This window comes from Xanthomonas cassavae CFBP 4642 (assembly GCF_000454545.1).
In the GTDB taxonomy this organism is placed as follows: Bacteria; Pseudomonadota; Gammaproteobacteria; order Xanthomonadales; family Xanthomonadaceae; genus Xanthomonas; species Xanthomonas cassavae.
On the sequence record NZ_CM002139.1, the window covers coordinates 1,066,918 to 1,087,406 of the forward strand.

The window sequence follows — 20,489 nt, forward strand, 5'->3', positions numbered from 1 at the left end:
CTCGGCGATGCTGGCACAGCGCTGCAGTGGCCTGCGTCAGGGATGCTTGCGGTGTGGGATGTGCCGGTGTGTCGTGGCAGGGCGACGCCGGAGCGCGCCAAGCCATGCGCGCTGATCGCACGCTCGAGGCGTGCAAGATCGGCCGCACCTCGGTCGCATGGCAGCACCGGCAGAAGGCGACAGCCCAGCGCTCGATCTCTGGCGAGAAGCGGGCTACTCCAGCGCATCGCTGGCGCGGAATTCGGTCGAGCGCCCGCCGACCTTCAGGAAGGCCAGTACCGCCAGGCCGACCGCCAACCATGCCATTCCGCCGAGCTGCGCATGCCGGTCCGCATTGACCAGCACATACGCCAGAATCACGCTGCCGATCAACGGCACCACGCCATGCAGGACTAGGCGGCCCTGCCGGCGGAAGTGCCAGGCCACTGCGACATGCAACAGCACGAAGGCGGTCAGCGCGCCCACATTGCACAGCGACGACAGCAAGGCGATCTGGCCGACGAAGACTTCGCCCAGCACCATGCTCAGCGCCGCTACCAGCAGGATGGCGCGTTGTGGCACGCCGGTGCGGGGATGGATATAGCGCAGGAACGCCGGCAATTGGCGATCGCGCGCCATGGCGAACAACAGCCGCGAGGTCGCCGCCTGCGCCACCAATGAATTGGCGATTGCCGCGCTGATGGCCACTGTCAGCGCAATCACGATCTGCAGCCATGGCCCGGCGATCAGGTGGCCGATCTCGAAAAACGCATCGTTGGACGCCTGCTCGTTGGGGTAGCGCAGCAGGGTAGGTTGCAGCAGGGCCGCCAGCCAGGTCTGCAGCATGAACAATCCGGCTACCAGCAACAAGGCCAGCAAGGAGGCGCGGCCGACCACGCGGTTGCCGCCACGGGCCTCCTCCGACAGCGTGGAAATCGCATCGAAGCCCAGGAACGACACCACCGCCACCGACAATGCGCTGAAGATCAACTGCGGCGAGAATGCCTGCGGGTTGTAGAACGGGCGCAATGACCAGTGCGCGCCGTTGACGCCACGCTGGATCGCCAGCGTCGCCAACACCACGAACACCGCCAGCACCACCAGCTGCGCATACAGAAACACCCGGTTGGCCCGCGCGGTGGTTTCGATCCCGCGCAGGTTGACCACGGTGTTGAGCACCACGAAGAACGCGATCCACGCCGGCTGCGGTACCGACGGCAGCACGTTGTGCATCGCGTTGGCGCCGACCACGTAGAGCAGGGTGGGCACCAGCAGATAGTCGAGCAGGATCGCCCAGCCGGCCAGGAAGCCCATACCGCTGCTCAATCCGCGTCCTACGTAGGCATACACCGAGCCGGCCACCGGAAACGCCTGCGACATCTGCTGGTAGCTGAGCGCGGTGAACAGCATCGCCACAAAGCCGACCAGATAGGTGAGCGGCACCATGCCCGCGCTGATGTCGAATACTCCTCCGAAGATCGAAAATGGCGCGGTGGGCACCATGAAGACCAGCCCGTAGATCAGCAGGTCCTTCAGCGTGAGCTGGCGCTTGAGCTCCTGCGTATAGCCAAAACGTTCCAGCGCAGCCGCATCGCCGCGGCGGGGGGTATCGGTCATGCAGGGTGTCCGCTGTCAGGAAGGCCGGGGTCGATGCGGGCGCGGGCGCCGGGGATGCCGATGCTGCAGCGCAGCTGTGTGACCGGCATGGTGACGATAATGTGGCCGGCGAGCCCATCCACTGGTAAAAATGCTAGGTTTTCCGTGCTGGATACGTCCAGTGCCTCTGGTGGCCGCGAAGGAATCCCATGTTCGACACACTGGCCAGCCTGGGCCGCGATCTGCAGGCGCTGCACACGCTCAATGCCTGCCTGGATCGGGTGTTCAGCGACGTGTGTGGGTTGGGATTCCAGTCGGTGGTGTACGACTACGCCCCGGTGCCGCTGAGCATGGAGGGCGCGTTGATCACCCCGACGGTGTTCATGCAGCGCAATGCGCCTGGCGACATGCAGCATGTCTGGTGCGAGCACGGCTATTACCAACATGACCCTGTTCAGCAGCGTGCCACGCGGCGGACCACGCCGTTCGTGTGGTCCTATCGCACCGATGGCGACTGCGACGGCGTGGAATACGTCGGCGGCCAGCATCGGCAGGTGACGCGCTATCTGTGCGATAGCGGCATGGGCACCGGTGTCACCGTGCCGCTGCATCTGCCTGGTGGCGCGTTTGCGACCTTCAGTGGGGCGGTGGATGCAGTGGCTGCAGAAGCGCCGCGCCTGGCCGAAGCCCAGCTGTCGCCGTTCCTGCTGCTTGCGCACGCCTTTCAGGCACGTGCCCAGGAGTTGCTGGATCCGCAGGAACGCCGCTGCCACCACATCGCGCTGACCCGGCGCGAGCGCGAATGCCTGCAGTATTCGGCCAAGGGGTTGACCGCCAAGAGCATCGCTGCCGCGCTCAACCGCTCCACGGCCACGGTGAACCTGCACCTGAACTCTGCCGCGCGCAAGCTGGGTGCGCGCAATCGCGTCGAGGCAGTGGTGCGCGGTATGCACTATCGGTTGCTGGAGCCATAAGGGCTTCAGAGGGGCCGACCGGACTGCCGGCCACCCATGTGCGCCGCACCCGACGCGGCAGTCCTGAAACAGCGCAAACCTGTGAGATTTGCCAGTTAACGCCGGGCCGGCTGCCCGCTAGGCTCGGCGCTCATCATTGCCGCAGGCAGCGCAGGTCATGCAGTCCACCGAGGGTTACGTCGAATTTCGCGGTTATCGCACCTGGTACCGCATCACCGGCGACCTGCGCAGCGATGCCTGTCCGCTGATGGTTGCCCACGGTGGTCCGGGATGCACGCACGACTATGTCGACAGCTTCAAGGACCTGGCCGCCAGCGGGCGTGCCGTGATTCATTACGACCAGCTCGGCAATGGCCGCTCCACCCACCTTCCCAATGCCGACCCTGCGTTCTGGACGGTGGGTCTGTTCCTGGATGAACTGCAGCGCCTGATCGACCATCTGGAGCTGTCGCAGTACGCGCTGCTCGGACAGTCCTGGGGCGGGATGCTTGCGGCCGAGCACGCGGTGCGTCGGCCCAGCGGGCTGCGTGCGCTGGTGATCGCCAATTCGCCGGCTTCCATGGGCCTGTGGCGTGCGGCCGCACTGCGCCTGCGCGGCGGCCTGCCCGAGCAGGTGCAGGCGGCACTGGACGAACACGAGGCCGCCGGCACGCTGGACCACCCGGCGTATCGGGCCGCAAGCCAGGCGTTCTACGCGCGTCATGTGTGCAGGGTGCTGCCATGGCCCGACGAGGTGGCGCGCACCTTTGCCGCCATCGAGGCGGATCCCACCGTGTATCACGCCATGAATGGCCCCACCGAATTCCATGTGGTCGGCAGCCTGCGCAACTGGAGCATCATCGAGCGCCTGCATCGCATCATGGCGCCTACGCTGGTGCTGTCCGGCAAGTACGACGAAGCCACGCCGGAGACCGTGGAGCCTTATGCGCGGTTGATTCCGGACGCGCGCTGGCACGTGTTCGCCAACTCCAGCCACATGCCGCACGTGGAAGAACGCGCCGCCTGCATGCGCCTGGTCGGCGATTTCCTCGATGACCACACGCCCTGGCCCGGCCGGGAACGTGTGCAGATACCGGCACTGGTCGCGCGCGCTGTCTGAGCCCGGGATACTACGGAAGGATCGCATCTGCCGCGCATGCATCGCCTGGGCCACCAATGTCGCTGCAGCACTGGCGCTGAAAGACGCACCCGACCCGCTCGATCCCTAGTGGCAGCCGGCCAACGCCACCAATCGCCCCAGCCTGAGCCCTGCCGACTGGAAGCGTGACCCGGCAGACGGGCAATAGCATCGCCTGGTCAAAACCGAGGTCTCCCGTGCCAACGATCGCGGCAGCTATGTGCGGGAGACCGCTTTGCCGCCACGCGCGGCAGAACTGGAGGCGCAGGCTACCATCGCCGGTAACATCGCCAACAGCCAGGGCGCGATCGCCGCGCGCTATGAACTGGCCTACCACCGCAGCGGCTGGGCCGCCGATGGCCTGCCGATGTCGCCGGCCGTGCAACAGGCGCTGCCCGACCCGGATGCGTTGACCGCCTCGAACGGCCAGCGCTACTACCGCAACATGGATGGGCAGTGGACCAGCAACGGTACTCCACTACCGAGCGGGAATTGCGCGATGGATACGACCCCGATGGTCCCTCGGCAATGAGACGACCACCGAGCACCTTGGCAGATACCGCTTCGCAGCAGGGTGTCGTTGCAACGCTGGCGCAAGCCGATGTCGAGCAGGACGATCGACCGCCGCCCAAGCGCAAGAGCACCACCGGCGATCCGGACGTGGATGATCTGCTGTACGCGCTGGACTCCAAGAACGATCTGGCCATCGAGCAAGCCTTGAAGCGTGTCGGCAATAGCGCCCATAGCGCGGCGTTGGCACAGCAAGGCCATGAACATCCGGACGCCAAAGCCCAGCAGGAAGCTCAGCTGTGTCCTGTCCCGGGTGTCTCCCACTGTCTCTTTCGCCTGTCCTGCGGGAAGAACACGGTGGTGCGTCAAACTTTCAGAGATAGATAATTGTTTTATGTTTTAAATCGCGCGAAGAATGCAGCCCCCCACGTAACGCGTCGCTGTCGCCGCTGCCACTGCGCAGGCGGCATGCGCGCTCATCGACTTCTTTGGGAGAGGCTGCATGACCAGCAAGATGCTTCAGGGCGCCGTTGCGCTCGCACTGTCCGCCTGCGCTGCGGGCGCCATCGCCGGCCCGGTCGGCTACGGTGCCGCCACCACCGGCGGCGGCAACAAGACACCGGTCAATGTGGCCACCTTCGAAGCGATGCAGGCGGCGATCGACAGTTACTCCGGCAGCGGCGGACTGGTGCTCAACTACACCGGCAAGTTCGACTTCGGCACCATCAAGGACGTCTGCGCGCAGTGGAAGCTGCCGGCCAAGACCGTGCAGATCAAGAACAAGAGCGATGTCACCATCCGGGGGGGCGAATGGCTCGGCGGCCAACTTCGGTCTATGGGTGGTGGGCAACGCCAACAACATCATCATCCAGAACATGACCATCGGCCTGCTGCAAGGCGGCGAAGATGCCGACTCGATTTCGCTGGAGGGCAACTCCAGCGGCTCGCCGTCCAGGATCTGGGTCGACCACAACACCGTGTTCGCTTCGCTCACCAAGTGCTCCGGCGCCGGCGATGCCTCCTTCGATGGCGGCATCGACATGAAGAAGGGCGTGCACCACGTCACCGTGTCCTACAACTACGTCTACAACTACGTCTACAACTACGTCTACAACTACGTCTACAACTATCAGAAGGTCGCGCTCAACGGTTTCAGCGACAGCGACACCAAGAATTCGGCGGCACGCACCACGTATCACCACAACCGCTTCGAGAATGTGGAATCGCGCGTGCCGCTGCAGCGCCGTGGTCTGAGCCACATCTATAACAACTACTTCAACAACGTCACCACCTCCGGCATCAATGTGCGCATGGGCGGCGTGGCCAAGATCGAATCCAACTACTTCGAGAACATCAAGAACCCGGTGACTTCGCGTGACAGTAGCGAGATCGGCTATTGGGATCTGATCAACAACTACGTGGGCAGCGGCATCACCTGGGGCACACCGGACGGCAGCAAGCCGTACGCCAATGCCACCACCTGGATCAGCTCCAAGGTCTTCCCCGAACCACTGGGCTACACCTACACCGTCACCCCGGCCGCGCAGGTCAAGGCCAAGGTGATCGCCACCGCAGGTGCGGGCAAGAACCTGGCGGAGTGAGCGCCGGCGTAGCGGCCTAGCCAAAGATCCCCGGCACTGCCGGGGATTTTCATGAGCGGCAATGTCATCAAAGACCTGCGCCTGGCGTACTCGCCGACTTTCGCAGAACACAGTGCAGGCCAGGGATGGCTGCAGCCATCGCAGCTGGCCACGCGTGGTAAGGGTGCCGCCGCTCAGGGGATGTCGCGATGCAAAGGTCGCAGTGCGTTGCAGTCGCATTGCATGGCTGCGTGGGAAGAGAGACACGCGACCTTGCGATAGCGGAATGGCACCGCATGCGCAGAACGGCTGCGTCTATCGCACCTTGCAGCGCAAGGCAGGCTGATCGCCTGTCGCCGAACGCTGCGCCTAGGCAGGCACTGACCGCTGATGCCGATGACGGCGCGAAGGGATCGCCGGTATCCGTCCACGCTGGGATGCAGTCGTGCGAAGCGCATTGCGCATGGCAACCGACCCAGCAGATGGCGACGGTTTCAGTTGACCCATGTGCCGGCTACCCGAGTGTGCGGGGAGCCACCACCTCCAGTCGCAGTTGGGCGATATCGCGGCCACGCGCAGGATGCAGATTCCGCGCGTCCCTGGCACGCAGTACGTTCCTTGGCCGCGCTGCCGGCACTACCACGCCGCTTGGTGTGCACCGCAGCAGAGCGTGCCGCCGCGCGTCGCTTTGGCCGGGGCCAGTCGGGTCGCGCACAAGGGCGCTGCGCCGCCCGGCGACGACACCGTCAGCCCGGACTAGGCTGCTGCGTCAAGAGGCGCGGCAGAAGCCGCGACGCGGTATCGTGTCGCGCTACCACCTCTCCGATGCCGTCCATGTCGCTTCCGACCGATCCTGTTGCCCAGAACGCTTCGCCCGCCGCGCCCGCGTTGCGCCATGCGCTCAAACCGCGGCAGTTGATGATGATGGGCCTGGGCACCGCCATCGGTGCCGGGCTGTTCCTGGGGTCGGGCGTCGGCATCCAGGCAGCCGGGCCGGCGGTGCTGGTGTCCTACCTGATCGCCGGTGCCCTGGTGATCATCGTGATGAACGCGCTGGGCGAGATGGCGGCCGCCAAGCCGGCCAGCGGCGCCTTCTCGGTGTATGCGGCCGATGCGATGGGCCCGACCGCCGGCGCGACGGTGGGCTGGCTGTGGTGGGTCCAGGTGGTGGTGGTGATCGCAGCCGAGGCGGTCGGCGCCGCCGGCCTGCTCGCCACCGTCTGGCCGGCGTTGCCGGTGCCCTTGCTGGCGCTGCTGTTCATGGCGACCTTCACCGCGATCAACCTGTTGGGCGTGCGTAAGTTCGGCGAATTCGAATTTTGGTTCGCCATTCTCAAGGTCGTGGCGATCGTGGTGTTCCTGCTGATCGGTTTCGCGCTGCTGGCCGGCTTGCTGCCCGGCGTGACCTCGCCGGGAGTGTCCAACTTCACCCAGAACGGCGGGTTTGCGCCCAATGGCCTGGCCGGCGTCGGCGCGGCCTTGCTGGTGGTGGTGTTCGCCTTTGGCGGCACCGAGATCGTGGCAGTGGCGGCGGCAGAAACCGCGGACCCCGGGCGCAGCCTGGCCCGTACCATCCGTACCGTGGCCTGGCGCATCCTGGTGTTCTACATCGGTTCGATCAGCGTGATCGTGGCGGTGGTGCCGTGGACCAGCAAGGCGCTCAGCTCGCCATTTGCCGCGGTGCTGGACGTGGCGCGCATTCCCGGTGCGGCCACTGCGATCACCCTGGTGGCGGTGGTGGCGCTGCTGTCGGCACTCAACGCTAATCTCTACGGCGCGTCGCGCATGATCTTCTCGCTGGCCCAGCGCGGCGAGGCGCCGCGCGTGCTCGCCAGGACCAGTCGCGAGCAGGTGCCGTTGATGGCGGTGATCGCCAGCGTGTTGTTCGGCTTTGCGGCTGCCGCACTGGAGCTGCTGTATCCCAACAAGGTGTTGCCGGTGCTGCTCAATATCGTCGGTGCCACCTGCCTGCTGGTGTGGACGATCTCGCTGCTGTCGCAGCTGATCCTGCGCGCCCGCGCCGATCGCGCCGGCATCGCATTGCCGTTTCGGATGCGCGGCTATCCATTTCTGACCGTGCTGGCGTTGGCGATCCTGGGCGTGATTTTCGTGCTGCTGGCCAGCGCGGCAGAGACGCGGACGCAGTTCCTGTCGATGGTGGGTCTGACTGTTGCCATTGCGGTGGTCAGCGAAATCGCCCGGCGGATCCGCCGCACGCACTAGGCCGCGCAACCGGATGTCGCACCGCAGTGCTGGGCCGCCTGCCCGATGGCGCAGAAGGCCAGGCCTGCGTGAACCGCGTGGTGATGAGCACTCCCAGACGCCCGCGCATGTCGGCGAGGCGCGGGCGTGCGCAGCGCCGTACATCGGGCGACTGCGACAGCGTGACGCTGGCCGCAGCCAGTACACAGGTGCTTGCGCGATCGTGCTCATCGCCCTGCTGTCTGCGATTGCATCGCATGCTTGGCCGCAAGGGCGCGACGGTTTGACGCAGATGCGACGCCGTGTCGCATCGGGAACGTTCTCTAGCGTCCCTATCATGAAGGCGTAGCGCAGTCGGTCGCGATCTCGATGACCGCAGGCATTGCGGCAATCGCTCTGCACTGACGCGTTGGTGGTCTTCCCATTTGCCTGGAGGTTGCTCCATGGACGCCGTGCTGCTGTCGCGGATCCAGTTCGGATTCGTCATTGCGTTCCACGTGCTGTTTCCTGCGTTCACCATCGGCCTCTCCAGCCTGCTGGCGTTTCTGGAATGGCGCTGGTTGCGCACCCGCCTGCCGGTCTGGCGCGAGCTGTATTTCTTCTGGCAGAAGATCTTTGCCGTGTCCTTCGGCATGGGCGTGGTCAGCGGCATCGTGATGGCCTTCCAGTTCGGCGCCAACTGGCCGGAACTGAGCCGCATCGCCGGCAGTGTGATCGGCCCGCTGCTGAGCTACGAGGTCCTCACCGCGTTCTTCCTGGAAGCGAGCTTCCTGGGCGTGATGATGTTTGGGTGGGGCCGCATTTCCGAACGCCTGCATTTCTTCGCCACCTGCATGGTGGCACTGGGCACGCTGTTTTCCACATTCTGGATTCTCTCGTCCAACAGCTGGCTACAGACGCCCGCCGGATACGAGGTCATCAATGGGATCGTGCATCCGGTCGATTGGTTGAAGATCATCTTCAACCCCTCGTTTCCGTATCGGCTTGCGCATATGGCGCTGGGCTCGTTCATCACCACCTGTTTTGTGGTCGGCGCGGTGGGTGCCTGGTATCTGCACCGTGGCGTGCACCGCGAGGCGGGCCTGCGCATGCTCAAGCTGGCGGTGGTGTTCGCGGCCATCACCATGCCGCTGCAGATCCTCGTCGGCGACATGCATGGCTTGAATACGCGCAAGCATCAGCCGATGAAGATCGCGGCAATGGAGGCGCACTGGCACCGCGAAGAACCCGGCAAGGGATTTCCGCTGGTGGTCTTCGCATTGCCGAATGCGCAGGCCGAGCGCAACGATTTCGAGCTGGCGATTCCGCGTTTGGGTAGCCTGATCCTGACCCACAGCCTGGATGGCAACATCGCGCCGCTGACCTCGGTGCCGGCGCACGACCGCCCGCCTGTGACGCCGGTATTCTTCGCCTTCCGCATCATGGTCGGGATCGGCTCGCTGATGCTGCTGGTGGCCTGGGTGTCGGCGTTCGCGTTGTGGCGCGGCACGCTGGTGCAGTGGCGCTGGTTGCTGGCGACCTGGCGCTGGATGCTGCCAAGCGGCTTCATTGCGCTGATTTCCGGCTGGTTCGTTACAGAAATGGGCCGGCAGCCGTATGTGGTCTACGGGCTGCTGCGCACCGCCGACGCAGTGGGCCCGCAATCGGCGTTGATGACCGCCATCTCGTTGTCGGTGTATGTGGCCGGTTACGCGTTCGTGTTCGGCTGGGGCATCTGGTACCTGGTCAAGATTGGCAAGATAGGGCCGACCCCGCACGATGCGCCGCAGCTGGACCATGGCGAACACACGCCCGCACGGCCGCTCTCGGCCGCGGACGAACCGATCGATGGAGCTGCCTGATGGACATGACGACCCTCCTGCCGGTGGCGTGGTTTGCGGTGATCGGCTTCGGCGTGCTGATGTACGTGGTGCTGGACGGCTTCGTGCTCGGCATCGGCATCCTGGCGCCGTTCCGTCGCGACGAGGCGCAACTGGACCTGATGATGAACACCGCCGCGCCGATCTGGGACGGCAACGAAACCTGGCTGGTGCTGGGTGGGGCAGGGCTGCTGGCCGCCTTTCCCAAGGCCTATGCGGTGATCCTGTCGGCGCTGTATCTGCCGGTGTTGTTGATGGTGATGGCGCTGGTGTTCCGCGGGGTGGCGTTCGAGTTCCGCTTCAAGGCGCATCGCTCGCGGCGGTTGTGGAGCAATGCCTTCGCCGCCGGTTCGATCCTGGCCACCTTTGCGCAGGGCGTGATCCTGGGTGCGCTGGTGCAGGGCCTGCCGATCGAGAACGACCGCTACGTCGGCGGCATCTGGGGCTGGTTCAGCCCGTTTGCGATGCTGACCGGTGCGGCCCTGGTGTTCGGCTATGCGTTGCTCGGCAGCACCTGGCTGATCCTCAAGACCGAAGGCCACGTGCACGCGCTCGCGCGTCAGTTGAGTCGGCCATTGACCCTCAGCGTACTGGTCTTCATCGGCCTGGTCAGCGCGTGGCTGCCATCGCTGCAATCGCATGTGATGGATCGCTGGTTCAACGATGCGCATTACCTGTGGCTGATGCCGGTGCCGGTGCTGGTTGCCGTGGTGGGCTATGCGTTGTGGCGCACGACCGAGCCGGGGCGATCGGACACGGCGCCGTTCCTGCTGGCGATGGGCTTGTTCGTGCTCGGCTTCCTTGGCCTGGTGCTGGGCATGTGGCCGTATCTGGTGCCGCCGGTCTACACCATCTGGCAGGCGGCCGCGCCGCCGTCCTCGCAGCTGTTCGCGATGGTGGGGCTGGTCATGTTGCTGCCGCTGATCCTGGGCTACACGGTGTGGTCGTACCGGGTGTTCCGCGGCAAGATCACTGCGGAGACCGGCTATCACCATTGAGTGTTGACGCTCAGCGCAGGCGCTGCTTGAACATCCACTCCCACATCGCCGGGTCCGCGTAGGTCGCGTCCCAGACGTTGTGGTTGCCTTCGGGATATTCGCTGTAGCGCAGGTTGGCACCCACGCCTTTTGCAGCGCGGTACAGCGCGCGGTCGTCATGCGGTGGCACGGAGGTGTCCTTGGCGCCGTGGAAGGTCCAGATCGGCACGTGCCGAAGCTGGGTGACCGCTGCCGTATATGGGTCTGCTTCCTTGGCCACCAGGCTCACATACAGTGTGCGGCGCTCATCGCGCGGAGCCTTGAGTGCACCGCAGATGGGCACGATCGCGGCAAAGCGCCGTGGCTGCAGCAGGCCGATTTCCCATGCGCCGTATCCACCCATCGAGATGCCGGTCAGATACGTGCGCTGCGGGTCGGCAGCGAATTCGGCGCTGGCGGCATCCAGCGCGGCGATGGCCATGCGCGCGTTGATGCCCAGCCATTCTTCGTTGTCGGGCACCTGCGGCAACACCACCAGCGCTGGAAACTGGGTGGTGTGTTCGCTCAGGTAGGGGCCTACTCCGACCTCGGCCTGGTCGCGTCCGTTGTCGCCGCGCTCGCCCGAACCATGCAGGAACAACACGATCGGCAATGGCCGCGCCGCCTTGGCAGCCGGGACAAACACCTGATAGCGATACAGCCGGCCTTCCATCTGCAGGGTGCGGCTGACGAAATGGCCGCTCCGGCCATCATGTCGACGCTCACCCATGCTGGAGCAGCCGGCAAGCACCAACGCAAGCAGTCCAAGTACGACGCAACGTAAGATCACGCACGACTCTCCATCGAGTACAGGACTGCAGTATTACCGCATGCACGTGCGCTGGCACGTCACGCGGTGGCGGTGGATGCCGTCGATTCATGCAATCGCAAAGACGGCCGATGCGGCAGGCGAGGGCGCCGCTGCACGCGGTCAGGGCAGCAGGATCAAGGTCGCAAGGCCCAGGAAGCTCAGGAAGCCCATTACGTCGGTCAACGTGGTCAGGATCACCCCGCCCGCCAATGCCGGATCGAAGCCCAGGCGCTTGAGCGTCACCGGCACCAGCACGCCGCCGAAGGCGGCAGTGAGCATGTTGGCGGTCAGTGCGGTGCCGATCACCAGCGACAGCATCGGCTGGCGGAACCAGACCAGGACGATCAGGCCAAGCCCGATGCCCAGGCACAGCCCGTTGATCAGCGCCACGGTGAGTTCCTTCTTGAGCAGCGTCATCACGTTGGACGAGCCGATCTGCCCCAGCGCCAGACCGCGCACCATCAGCGCCAGCACCTGGGTACCGGCGTTGCCGCCCATGCCGGCCACGATCGGCATCAGCGCTGCCAGCGCCACCAGTTTTTCGATGGTGCCCTCGAACTGGCTGACCACGCTGGAGGCCAGGAAGGCGGTGCACAGGTTGATGCCCAGCCAGATCAGGCGGCGCCGGAATGCGCGCCTGGCCGGGCTGAACATGTCCTCGTCCTCGTCCAGGCCGGCCGCGCTCAACGCCTGGTGCTCGGCCTGCTCTCGGATGATGTCGACCACGTCGTCGATGGTGATGCGGCCGAGCAGGATGTTGTTGTCGTCCACCACCGGCGCGGAGATCCAGTCGTGGTCGGAGAAGCGGCGTGCCACCTCGTCCGAGCCGTCGCCCACGTCGATGGCCGGCTGCTCGTCGTCGATCAGCCGGTTGACCGGGGTGCTGTCCTCGTGGGTGACCAGCGCTGCCAATGGCACGCGGCCCAGATACTGGTGGCGACGGCTCACCACATACAGATGGTCGGTATGATCGGGCAGCTCGCCGCGCAAGCGCAGGTAGCGCAGTACCACATCGACGTTGACGTCGGCGCGCACTGTCACCACGTCCGGATTCATCAGGCGCCCGGCGGTGTCTTCCGGATACGACAGCACCTGCTCCAGCCGTTCGCGGTTCTCGCGATCCATCGACTTGAGCACTTCGTCGATGACGGTATCGGGCAGGTCTTCGACCAGGTTGGCCAGGTCGTCGATGTCCAGGTCTTCGACCGCGGCGACGATTTCGTCCGGGTCCATGTCGGCCAGCAGGCTTTCGCGGACTTCATCACCGACGTGCAGCAGCACTTCGCCATCGTCTTCCGGGTCGACAAGCCCCCACACCACTTCACGTTTGCCCGGTGGCAGCGACTCGAGCAGGTTGCCGATCTCCGCCGGCGCCAGCGTATTGACCAACCGGCGCACCGGCCCCAGGCGTCCGCTATCCAGCGCGTCGGACAGCAATCGCAGCTGGCGCGCGGTCTTGTCGTGGCGGACGGCTTCGGCCATGCGCGGCTTCCCGGAAGAGTGGACGCGCCGTCAGTGGACGCGGTGCTGGGTCAGCACGGCATTATCACTTGCGCGCGGTGACGAAACATACAGTGCCGGCACGCTTGGCAAAAGCTGCGTGCAGCCACTACGAACCTGAGCTGGTCTGTCAGCATGGACCGGCTGATTGATTGTGAGGTCGATGATCGGCGCGGCGCCCCCATCCGCCCTGCGGGCACCTTCCCCCGCAAGCGGGAGAAGGAAGTGCAGCAGCGCTGTTCTAGCTGCTTTTGCTGCTGCCGCCTTGTGCGATGGCCGCCAGCCATTTTTCGATACCCTTGCGATCGCGTGCGCGCAGCAATTTTTCGCCGTGCACGCGCAGCTCGCCCAGATGGATGTCGCGAATGGCGCGGCGTACTTCCAGCAGGGTGGCCGGGTGCAGGCTGAATTCGGTGAGCCCCAGCGCCAGCAGCATCGGCACTAAGCGCGGGTCGCCGGCGATTTCGCCGCACACCGCCACCGGCTTGCCGTCCCTGCGTCCGGTGGCGATCACCTGCGCGATCAGCCGCAGCACTGCCGGATGCAACGGCGAATACAACTCGCCCAGTGCCTCGTTGTTGCGGTCTACTGCCAGCAGGTACTGCACCAGATCGTTGGTACCGATCGACAGGAAATCGATATCGTCGATGAAGCAGTCCAGCGCCAGCGCTGCGGCGGGCACTTCGATCATCGCACCCAGTGGAATGTGCTCGGCGATCTCGTGGCCTTCGGCGCGCAACTGCGCGCTCAGCTTCTTCAGCTGCTTGCGCAGCAACTGGATTTCTTCGCGGCCGCTGACCATCGGTACCAGGATGCGCACCGGCCCGTAGCCGGAGGCGCGCAGGATGGCGCGCAACTGCGCCTGCGCCACCGCAGGGCGGGCCAGCGACAGGCGCACACCGCGCAAGCCCAGCGCCGGGTTGTCCTCGTCGCTCAAGGTCAGGCCGGTGCGGTCGGCCTTGTCGGCGCCCAGATCCAGGGTGCGGATGGTGACCGGTCGCCCGCTCATGCCCAGCACGGTGTCGCGATAGGTGTGGAACTGTTCTTCTTCGTCCGGCAACTCGCTGCGCTGCAGGAACAGGAATTCGGTGCGATACAGGCCAAGGCCGCTGGCGCCGAGTGCGTGCGCCCTGGCCACGTCCTCCAGTGATTCGGCGTTGGCCAGCAGCGTGATATCGACGTTGTCGCGTGTGCGCGTGGGTTTGGAGCGCAGCCGTCCCAGTTCGCGCTGCTCCTTGGCCAGCGCGCGCAGGCGCTCGCGGTAGTCGCGCAGATGCTCGGGCTTGGGGTCGACGATCACCTGGCCGGAGCCGGCATCGACGATCAACACGTCGCCATCGTCGATCCGCTGGACCGCATCGCTGACTCCCACCACCAGCGGCAGGTGCAGGCTGCGCGCCAGGATCGCGCTATGCGACAGCGCACTGCCGGCGGTGGTGACGATGCCGACCACGCCTTGCGCCTGCAGCTGCGCCAGTTCGGAGGGCGCGACGTTGTCGCAGACCAGGATCTCGCCGGCCACGCCCTTGAGGTCCGGAGCACGCTTGTGCAGGAACGCATGGATGCGACCGATGACGTGATCCAGGTCGTCCATGCGGCTCTTGAGGTAGGCGTCCTCCATGCCGTCGAACACCGCCGCCAACCGGTCGCGCTGCACGCGCAAGGCGTAGTCGGCGCTGTAGCGGTGGGTGCGGATCAACTCGTCCAGGCCTTGCAGCAGCTCCGGGTCGTCGAGCAGCAGCGCATGCAGTTCTAGAAATTCACCGACCTCGCGCGCAAGCGCGCCATGCAGGCGGTCGCGCAAGTGCTGCATTTCGCCGCGTGCCGCATCGATGGCGATGTGCAGGCGCTGCAACTGCGCCTCCACCTGGCTGGCCGGCACGCGTTGCTCGGCCACTTCCAGCGTGTGGCTCTGGCGCACGCGCGCGCGCCCGAGTGCATTGCCGCGTGCGGCGCCGTGTCCTCGCAGGCGCAGACTCATGCGTGCCCCTGGCGCAGCCGCGCCGTGTCGGTCGCTACGGCACCGACGGCACGCATGCTCAGCTGTCCTCGTCGAAACGACGCTCGAACAACTCCACCAGGGCCTGCAAGGCCTCGGCCTCGTCTTCGCCATCCAGCCGCACCACCACGCTGGTGCCCTGGCCGGCGGCCAGCAGCATCACGCCCATGATGCTCTTGGCGTTTACTTCGCGGCCCTTGGCCGCCAGGGTGGCATTGCTTCGGAAGGACGACAGCGTCTGCACCAGCTTGGCGGTCGCCCGCGCATGCAGTCCGAGTCGGTTGGACACAATGAGTTCGCGTTCAAGCATCGTCGATGATCGCTCCGTTGCGGGTGCCTGCCGCCGCAGTGGCGGGCAGCTCCTGCAAACCTTGTTCGGGGTAATTCATCACCCGCAGCAGCATCGGCAGGCTCAGTGCGGACACCCGGCGAACCGGCGTGCCGAGCTTTGCCAACCGGCTGGCGAGATTGCTGGGGCTGGCGCCATACAGGTCGGTCATGACCAGCACGCCGTCGCCGCTGTCGACCCGTCGCATCGCCGACGAGGCATGGGGCAACAAGGCGTCCAGGTCTGCATCGAACGGTACGTCGAACGCTTCGGTCTTCAGCGGCAAATGCCGCAACAGCCCCGTCGCCACGTTCAACAACGCTGCGCCGATGCCGGGATGAGTAATGAGGAGAATGCCACAGGCCATGCCGAAACGTTAACAGGTCGGCATGACTGCGCGATAGCGTTTGCCGGCACCGATGTGTTGCGAAATGAATAGCCGTTTAGGACCGCTGCAACATGTCGCGTGCAGCGCATGCAGCAAGCACGCCGCTGCCGGCATGGCGATGATCGCGACGCCCGCAGTCTACCGATGCGAACCGCATCACAAGCGAACGCTGCAGCGCGCGATCACAACGCGCAGACGAAATGCACCGATCAAGTTTTTTCCCGCAGACCCGATGCCTGCGCCAGGCCGACCAATCTGCGCCGGCAGCAAAACTAAGGAAGCAGCAGTGACAAAGGCGGCCTGCAGCTCCAAATGAGCCACCAAGATCAAAGCCTCGACAGCAAGCGCGGGGCAGTGACCCGATGCCGAGGCCAACTCGCAAGGCCAAGCTTCAAAGCACAGCTGTCATCGGCCGTTCGCACATTCCAAGCCGCATGACACCGCTTTGACGATTCCCGAATCCCGAATCCCGATTCCCGATTCCCCGCCCTCAATCCTGCTCACGATGAAACGTCGCCACCTCCGGCCAGCCCTGCTCACGCGCATGCCGGGCCATGCGTTCGGCCAGATACACCGAGCGGTGCTTGCCGCCGGTGCAGCCGAAGGCGATGGTCACGTAGCTGCGGGTGTCGTTGCGCAGCCGTGGCAGCCAGGTGTCGAGCAGGTCCACGATCTGCGCGCTGTAGCGCTGCACGTCGGCTTCGTTGTCCAGGTACTCGCGCACGCCGGCATCGCGGCCGGTGAGCGGGCGCAGCTCCGGATCCCAATGCGGGTTGGGCAGCACGCGCGCATCGAACACGAAGTCGGCCTCGGCCGGCACGCCGCGCTTGTAGGCGAACGATTCGAACAGCAGCGACAGGCGGTCGTTGGAGCCGAGCGCGAATTCGGTGACCACGCGGCGGCGCAACTGGTGCACGTTGAGCGTGCTGGTGTCGATGATGGCATCGGCCTGCATGCGCAGCGGCTCGGTCAACTGACGCTCGCGGGTGATCGCCTCCGGCAGTGGCAGGCCCAGATGGCTCAGCGGATGACGGCGACGGGTGTCGGCGTAGCGCTTGATCAGCGCCTCATCGCTGGCTTCGAAGAACAGCAGGCGCGCCTCGATGCCGTATTCCTGCGCGGCCTGGCGCCATTGCGCCAGCTGGGTCAGGTCGCTGCGGCTGCGCACGTCGATGCCCACTGCCAGGCGCTGGTCGCCGACCGGATTGCCGCGCAGGCGGCTTTTGACGAAGTCCGGCAGCAGCTCCACCGGCAGATTGTCCGAGCAGTAGTAGTCCAGGTCTTCGAAGGTCTTCAGCGCGACCGATTTTCCCGAGCCGGACAGCCCGCTCACGATCATCAACGTGGAGGGCGCGATACTCATGGCGTGCGTCGCTCCAGCAGGTTGCTGTGGCGGGCGATGAACATCGCCGCCGGGTCGATGCCCTTGGTGCGCAGGATATGCAGCCGCGTGGCCGCCTCGGTCAGCACGGCCAGGTTGCGGCCGGGCATCACCGGCAGGGTGATCAGCGGCACGTCCAGGTCCAGCACGTGGCGGCTGCCGGAATCGCCGGTCAGGCGCTCGTAGCCGGAGGGCGTGGGCTCGGTCATCGGCCGGGTCAGGTGCACGATCAGGCGCAGGTACTTGTTCTTCTTCACCGCGGTGTCGCCGAACATGCCGCGTACGTTCAGCACGCCCAGGCCGCGCACTTCCAGCAGGTCCTGCAGCAGCTCGGGGCAGGTGCCGTCGAGCACGTCGGGGGCGATCTGGGTGAACTCGGGCGCGTCGTCGGCCACCAGCCGGTGACCGCGGCTGAGCAGCTCCAGCGCCAGCTCGCTCTTGCCCGAGCCGGCTTCGCCGGTGATCAGCACGCCGATCGAATAGATCTCCATGAACACGCCATGCAGCGTGACCCGCGGCGCCAGCGTGCGCGCCAGGTGGTAGGAGAGGTGGTTGAGCAGCTCGTGGCCGCGCTTGGGCGAGATCCACAACGGGGTGTTGGATTCGTCGGCGGCGGCGCGCAGGTCTTCCGGGCAGGACTGGTTCTTGCTGATCGCCAGCGCCAGCGGCTGCACCTGGATGATCTTTTCGATGGTTTCCCACCGCTGGCGGGCATCCAGCGAATCCAGCCAGGCCAACTCTTCGGTGCCCAGGATCTGCACCTTGTTGGGGTAGATTACATTGAGATAGCCGGCCAGCGACGGGCGCCGCGCATTGTTGCTGCCGGCCTGGATCTCGCGGTGCTCGCCCTTCTGTCCGGCGACCCAGCGCAGCGCCAGCTTGTCGCGCTGCTGGTCGAACAGTTCGCGTGCGGTAATGGCGGTATTCATGCCGCGCTGGCCTGTGGCGGAGGGGCGTCGGTGAGCAGGGCCATCAGCGCGTCGGCGTCGGGCGCGGCGCGCAGTTGCTGGCGGAACTGGGCATCGGAGAAGCGCTCGGCCAGTTCCGACAACAGCATCAGGTGCTGGTGGGTGTAGTGTGCCGGTACCGCGATGGCGAATACCAGATCCACCGGCTCCTCGCCGCCGAAGGCCACCGGGCACTCCAGCCGCAGCAGGGCGCCACGGGGTTCGGTCAGGTTGGGGCAGCGTCCGTGCGGGATGGCGATGCCGTGGCCGATGGCGGTGCTGCCCAGGGCCTCGCGCTCGCACAGGTTGGTGTAGAGCTCGTCGGCGCCGGCCTGGCGGCAGGACAGCAGGCCGGCGGCGGTATGCAGGACGGTGTCGCGATCGGCGGCCGGCGACAGCATGGTGCGCACGGCCGCCATCAGATCGGTTAAGGGCATGAGGGCATCAAGCGGGAAGCGTCATGCGGGATTGTCGCGCACCTCGCGGGCATGGTGGTTACATTTCTTTTCTTTGTGCTTCAGGACCAAGCGGTCGAGCTTGTCGACCAGCAGGTCGATGGCGGCGTACATGGTGGAGCCGCTGGCGTCGGCGTGCAGCGTGCGACCGGGAAGGTTGACGGTGGCGACCACGTGGTGGTCCGGCTTGCGAACGGCCAGCTGCGTGCGGACTTCACAGTGCTGGTCGAAATGGCGCTGCAGTCGCTGCAGCTTGCTTGCCACGTAGTCCCGCAGGGCGGGGGTCACTTCAAGCTGGTGGCCATACGTCTCGATGCGCATCGGATACCTCCATTGGTCGGTGGGCCAATGAACCGTTCCGGTGATCCGACAAACCCGGTGCAGGCCGGCGTTGCGGTGGTTGCAACGTCAGGCGATGCGCACGCGTTCGTGGGAGGCGGAAATGTTCATGGCCTCACGATACTTCGCAACGGTGCGCCGCGCCACTGGTACGCCGGACGTTTTCAGCAGATCCGCCAACTTGGCGTCCGACAAGGGTTTGCGCGGGTTTTCCGCCTCGATCAGGCGCCGGATCATGGCCTGGATCGCGGTGCTGGAGGCCTCGCCGCCGCTGTCGGTGTCGATGCCGGAGGCAAAGAACGAGCGCAGCGCGATGGTGCCGCGCGGGGTGCGCACGTATTTGCGGGCGATCGCGCGGGAAATGGTCGATTCATGCAGGCCGAGCTCGCCGGCGATCTCGCGCAGGGTCAGCGGCCGCAGCGCCTGGGCACCGAATTCCAGGAACCCGGCCTGGTGCTGCAGCAGGCAGCGCACCACCCGCAGCAGGGTCTCGCCGCGTGCCTCCAGGCTCTTGAGCAGCCAGCGTGCCTCCTGCAACTGCCCGCGCAGATAACCGGCATCGGATTCGCCGCAGCTGCGGATCAGGTTCTCGTAGCCGCGGTGGATGGTGACCTTGGGCTGCGCGCGCCCGGCCAGCGATGCGCGCCACACGCCGCGCTGGCGCCAGATCACGCAATCGGGCACCACGTAGGTGTCCTGCAACAGCTCGCCGATCTGCTTGCCCGGGCGCGGGTCCAGCGAGCGCACCAGCTGCACGGCCTGTTCCACATCGGCAGCCGAGCGCTTGAGTTCATGCGCCAGGCCGGCCACGCCGCTGCGCGGCAGCCGTTCCAGCGGGCCGGCCACGATCTGCAGCGCCAGCTCACGGCCTGGCGTGGCCGGGTCGAGCACCGCCAGCTGCAGGGCCAGGCACTCGCCCAGCGTGCGTGCACCCACGCCGACCGGGTCGAAGCGCTGGATCTGGTGCAGCACGGTCAGCACTTCGGCCTCGTCCACGGCTGCGCCCAGCGCCAGCGTTTCGAGAATCGCCGAAAGCGGCTCGCGTAGGTACCCGTCTTCGTCCAGCGCGTCGATCAGGGTCGCGCCGATCTGGCGGTCGCGTGGCGACAACGGCGACAGATGCAACTGCCACAGCAGATGGTCGGCGAGGGTTTCGGGTTCGGCCACGCGCTCGGCCGCATCGCCGGACTCGTCGTCGTCGAAGCTGCCGCCGCTACCGGTGCCGGTCCATTGCAGCTCGTCCTGCGACCAGTCGTCATCGCGTTCTGCCGGTGCGGCGTCCTCGCGCGGGGTGTCTTCGCTGGAGGACGATGCCGCGGCCGGGGGCTCGCTTGCCGCATGCGCGGCTTCGTCGGCCCATTCCAGCAGCGGGTTGGTCTCCACCGCCTCGGCGATCTCCAGTTCCAGCTCGGTGGTGGACATCTGTAATAGCTTGATCGCCTGACGCAATTGCGGCGTCATGACCAACTGCTGTCCTAGCGATGTCTGGAGCCGGGCTTTCATGCGGG

Annotated in this window: 17 protein-coding genes and 2 pseudogenes; 8 read left to right on the forward strand and 11 right to left on the reverse strand. The window is 65.8% G+C overall.

What is annotated here, in order from left to right; genetic code table 11:
• Positions 1 to 213: 213 nt before the first annotated feature.
• On the reverse strand, positions 214 to 1,596 hold the full coding sequence (locus tag XCSCFBP4642_RS0104645) for an APC family permease (RefSeq protein WP_029218759.1): 1,383 nt from the start codon (positions 1,594 to 1,596) through the stop codon (positions 214 to 216).
• 188 nt (positions 1,597 to 1,784) lie between these two features.
• Between XCSCFBP4642_RS0104645 and XCSCFBP4642_RS0104650 the strand changes: the two genes are divergently transcribed.
• From XCSCFBP4642_RS0104650 to cydB, 8 genes and pseudogenes are all read left to right on the forward strand, one after another.
• Complete coding sequence (locus XCSCFBP4642_RS0104650; RefSeq protein WP_029218760.1) at positions 1,785 to 2,549, forward strand: LuxR family transcriptional regulator; 765 nt, start codon at positions 1,785 to 1,787, stop codon at positions 2,547 to 2,549.
• 157 nt (positions 2,550 to 2,706) lie between these two features.
• On the forward strand, positions 2,707 to 3,648 hold the full coding sequence (locus tag XCSCFBP4642_RS0104655; protein WP_029218761.1) for a proline iminopeptidase-family hydrolase: 942 nt from the start codon (positions 2,707 to 2,709) through the stop codon (positions 3,646 to 3,648).
• 49 nt (positions 3,649 to 3,697) lie between these two features.
• Positions 3,698 to 4,171 (forward strand): annotated as a pseudogene (locus XCSCFBP4642_RS28255) (hypothetical protein); the annotation flags it as partial.
• Between the two features lie 44 nt (positions 4,172 to 4,215).
• Complete coding sequence (locus tag XCSCFBP4642_RS24120; RefSeq protein WP_029218763.1) at positions 4,216 to 4,563, forward strand: hypothetical protein; 348 nt, start codon at positions 4,216 to 4,218, stop codon at positions 4,561 to 4,563.
• Positions 4,564 to 4,678: 115 nt separating this feature from the next.
• Positions 4,679 to 5,777 (forward strand): annotated as a pseudogene (locus XCSCFBP4642_RS24125) (pectate lyase family protein).
• 813 nt (positions 5,778 to 6,590) lie between these two features.
• Complete coding sequence (locus tag XCSCFBP4642_RS0104675) at positions 6,591 to 7,979, forward strand: amino acid permease (protein WP_029218764.1); 1,389 nt, start codon at positions 6,591 to 6,593, stop codon at positions 7,977 to 7,979.
• 422 nt (positions 7,980 to 8,401) lie between these two features.
• A complete protein-coding gene (locus XCSCFBP4642_RS0104680) occupies positions 8,402 to 9,799 on the forward strand; it encodes a cytochrome ubiquinol oxidase subunit I (protein WP_029218765.1) in 1,398 nt (465 codons plus the stop codon).
• Positions 9,799 to 10,815, forward strand: a complete 1,017-nt coding sequence (cydB, locus tag XCSCFBP4642_RS0104685; protein ID WP_029218766.1) for a cytochrome d ubiquinol oxidase subunit II — start codon at positions 9,799 to 9,801, stop codon at positions 10,813 to 10,815. The genes XCSCFBP4642_RS0104680 and cydB overlap by 1 nt, the downstream gene beginning before the upstream one ends.
• A 10-nt stretch (positions 10,816 to 10,825) precedes the next feature.
• Here cydB and XCSCFBP4642_RS0104690 read toward each other — a convergent pair whose 3' ends face one another.
• From XCSCFBP4642_RS0104690 to XCSCFBP4642_RS0104735, 10 genes are all read right to left on the reverse strand, one after another.
• A complete protein-coding gene (locus XCSCFBP4642_RS0104690; protein WP_084624408.1) occupies positions 10,826 to 11,563 on the reverse strand; it encodes a carboxylesterase family protein in 738 nt (245 codons plus the stop codon).
• Positions 11,564 to 11,764: 201 nt separating this feature from the next.
• Positions 11,765 to 13,126 (reverse strand): magnesium transporter, encoded by a 1,362-nt coding sequence (gene mgtE / locus XCSCFBP4642_RS0104695; protein ID WP_029218768.1) that lies wholly within the window; start codon positions 13,124 to 13,126, stop codon positions 11,765 to 11,767.
• A gap of 259 nt (positions 13,127 to 13,385) precedes the next feature.
• Positions 13,386 to 15,125 (reverse strand): phosphoenolpyruvate--protein phosphotransferase, encoded by a 1,740-nt coding sequence (ptsP, locus tag XCSCFBP4642_RS0104700; protein WP_029218769.1) that lies wholly within the window; start codon positions 15,123 to 15,125, stop codon positions 13,386 to 13,388.
• A 58-nt stretch (positions 15,126 to 15,183) separates the two neighbouring features.
• Positions 15,184 to 15,453 carry an HPr family phosphocarrier protein gene (locus tag XCSCFBP4642_RS0104705; protein WP_029218770.1) on the reverse strand — a complete coding sequence of 90 codons (270 nt, stop codon included), beginning with the start codon at positions 15,451 to 15,453 and terminating at the stop codon, positions 15,184 to 15,186.
• Positions 15,446 to 15,838 carry a PTS sugar transporter subunit IIA gene (locus XCSCFBP4642_RS0104710; protein ID WP_029218771.1) on the reverse strand — a complete coding sequence of 131 codons (393 nt, stop codon included), beginning with the start codon at positions 15,836 to 15,838 and terminating at the stop codon, positions 15,446 to 15,448. The genes XCSCFBP4642_RS0104705 and XCSCFBP4642_RS0104710 overlap by 8 nt, the downstream gene beginning before the upstream one ends.
• Before the next feature lie 511 nt (positions 15,839 to 16,349).
• Entirely contained in the window at positions 16,350 to 17,222 is an 873-nt protein-coding gene (gene rapZ, locus XCSCFBP4642_RS0104715; RefSeq protein WP_029218772.1) for an RNase adapter RapZ, read from the reverse strand.
• Positions 17,219 to 18,169 carry an HPr(Ser) kinase/phosphatase gene (gene hprK, locus XCSCFBP4642_RS0104720; protein WP_029218773.1) on the reverse strand — a complete coding sequence of 317 codons (951 nt, stop codon included), beginning with the start codon at positions 18,167 to 18,169 and terminating at the stop codon, positions 17,219 to 17,221. The genes rapZ and hprK overlap by 4 nt, the downstream gene beginning before the upstream one ends.
• Positions 18,166 to 18,624 (reverse strand): PTS sugar transporter subunit IIA, encoded by a 459-nt coding sequence (locus XCSCFBP4642_RS0104725; RefSeq protein WP_029218774.1) that lies wholly within the window; start codon positions 18,622 to 18,624, stop codon positions 18,166 to 18,168. The genes hprK and XCSCFBP4642_RS0104725 overlap by 4 nt, the downstream gene beginning before the upstream one ends.
• 21 nt (positions 18,625 to 18,645) lie before the next feature.
• A complete protein-coding gene (gene hpf / locus XCSCFBP4642_RS0104730) occupies positions 18,646 to 18,963 on the reverse strand; it encodes a ribosome hibernation-promoting factor, HPF/YfiA family (RefSeq protein WP_011037930.1) in 318 nt (105 codons plus the stop codon).
• 87 nt (positions 18,964 to 19,050) lie between these two features.
• Positions 19,051 to 20,484 carry an RNA polymerase factor sigma-54 gene (locus tag XCSCFBP4642_RS0104735; RefSeq protein WP_033898002.1) on the reverse strand — a complete coding sequence of 478 codons (1,434 nt, stop codon included), beginning with the start codon at positions 20,482 to 20,484 and terminating at the stop codon, positions 19,051 to 19,053.
• Positions 20,485 to 20,489 lie beyond the last annotated feature (5 nt).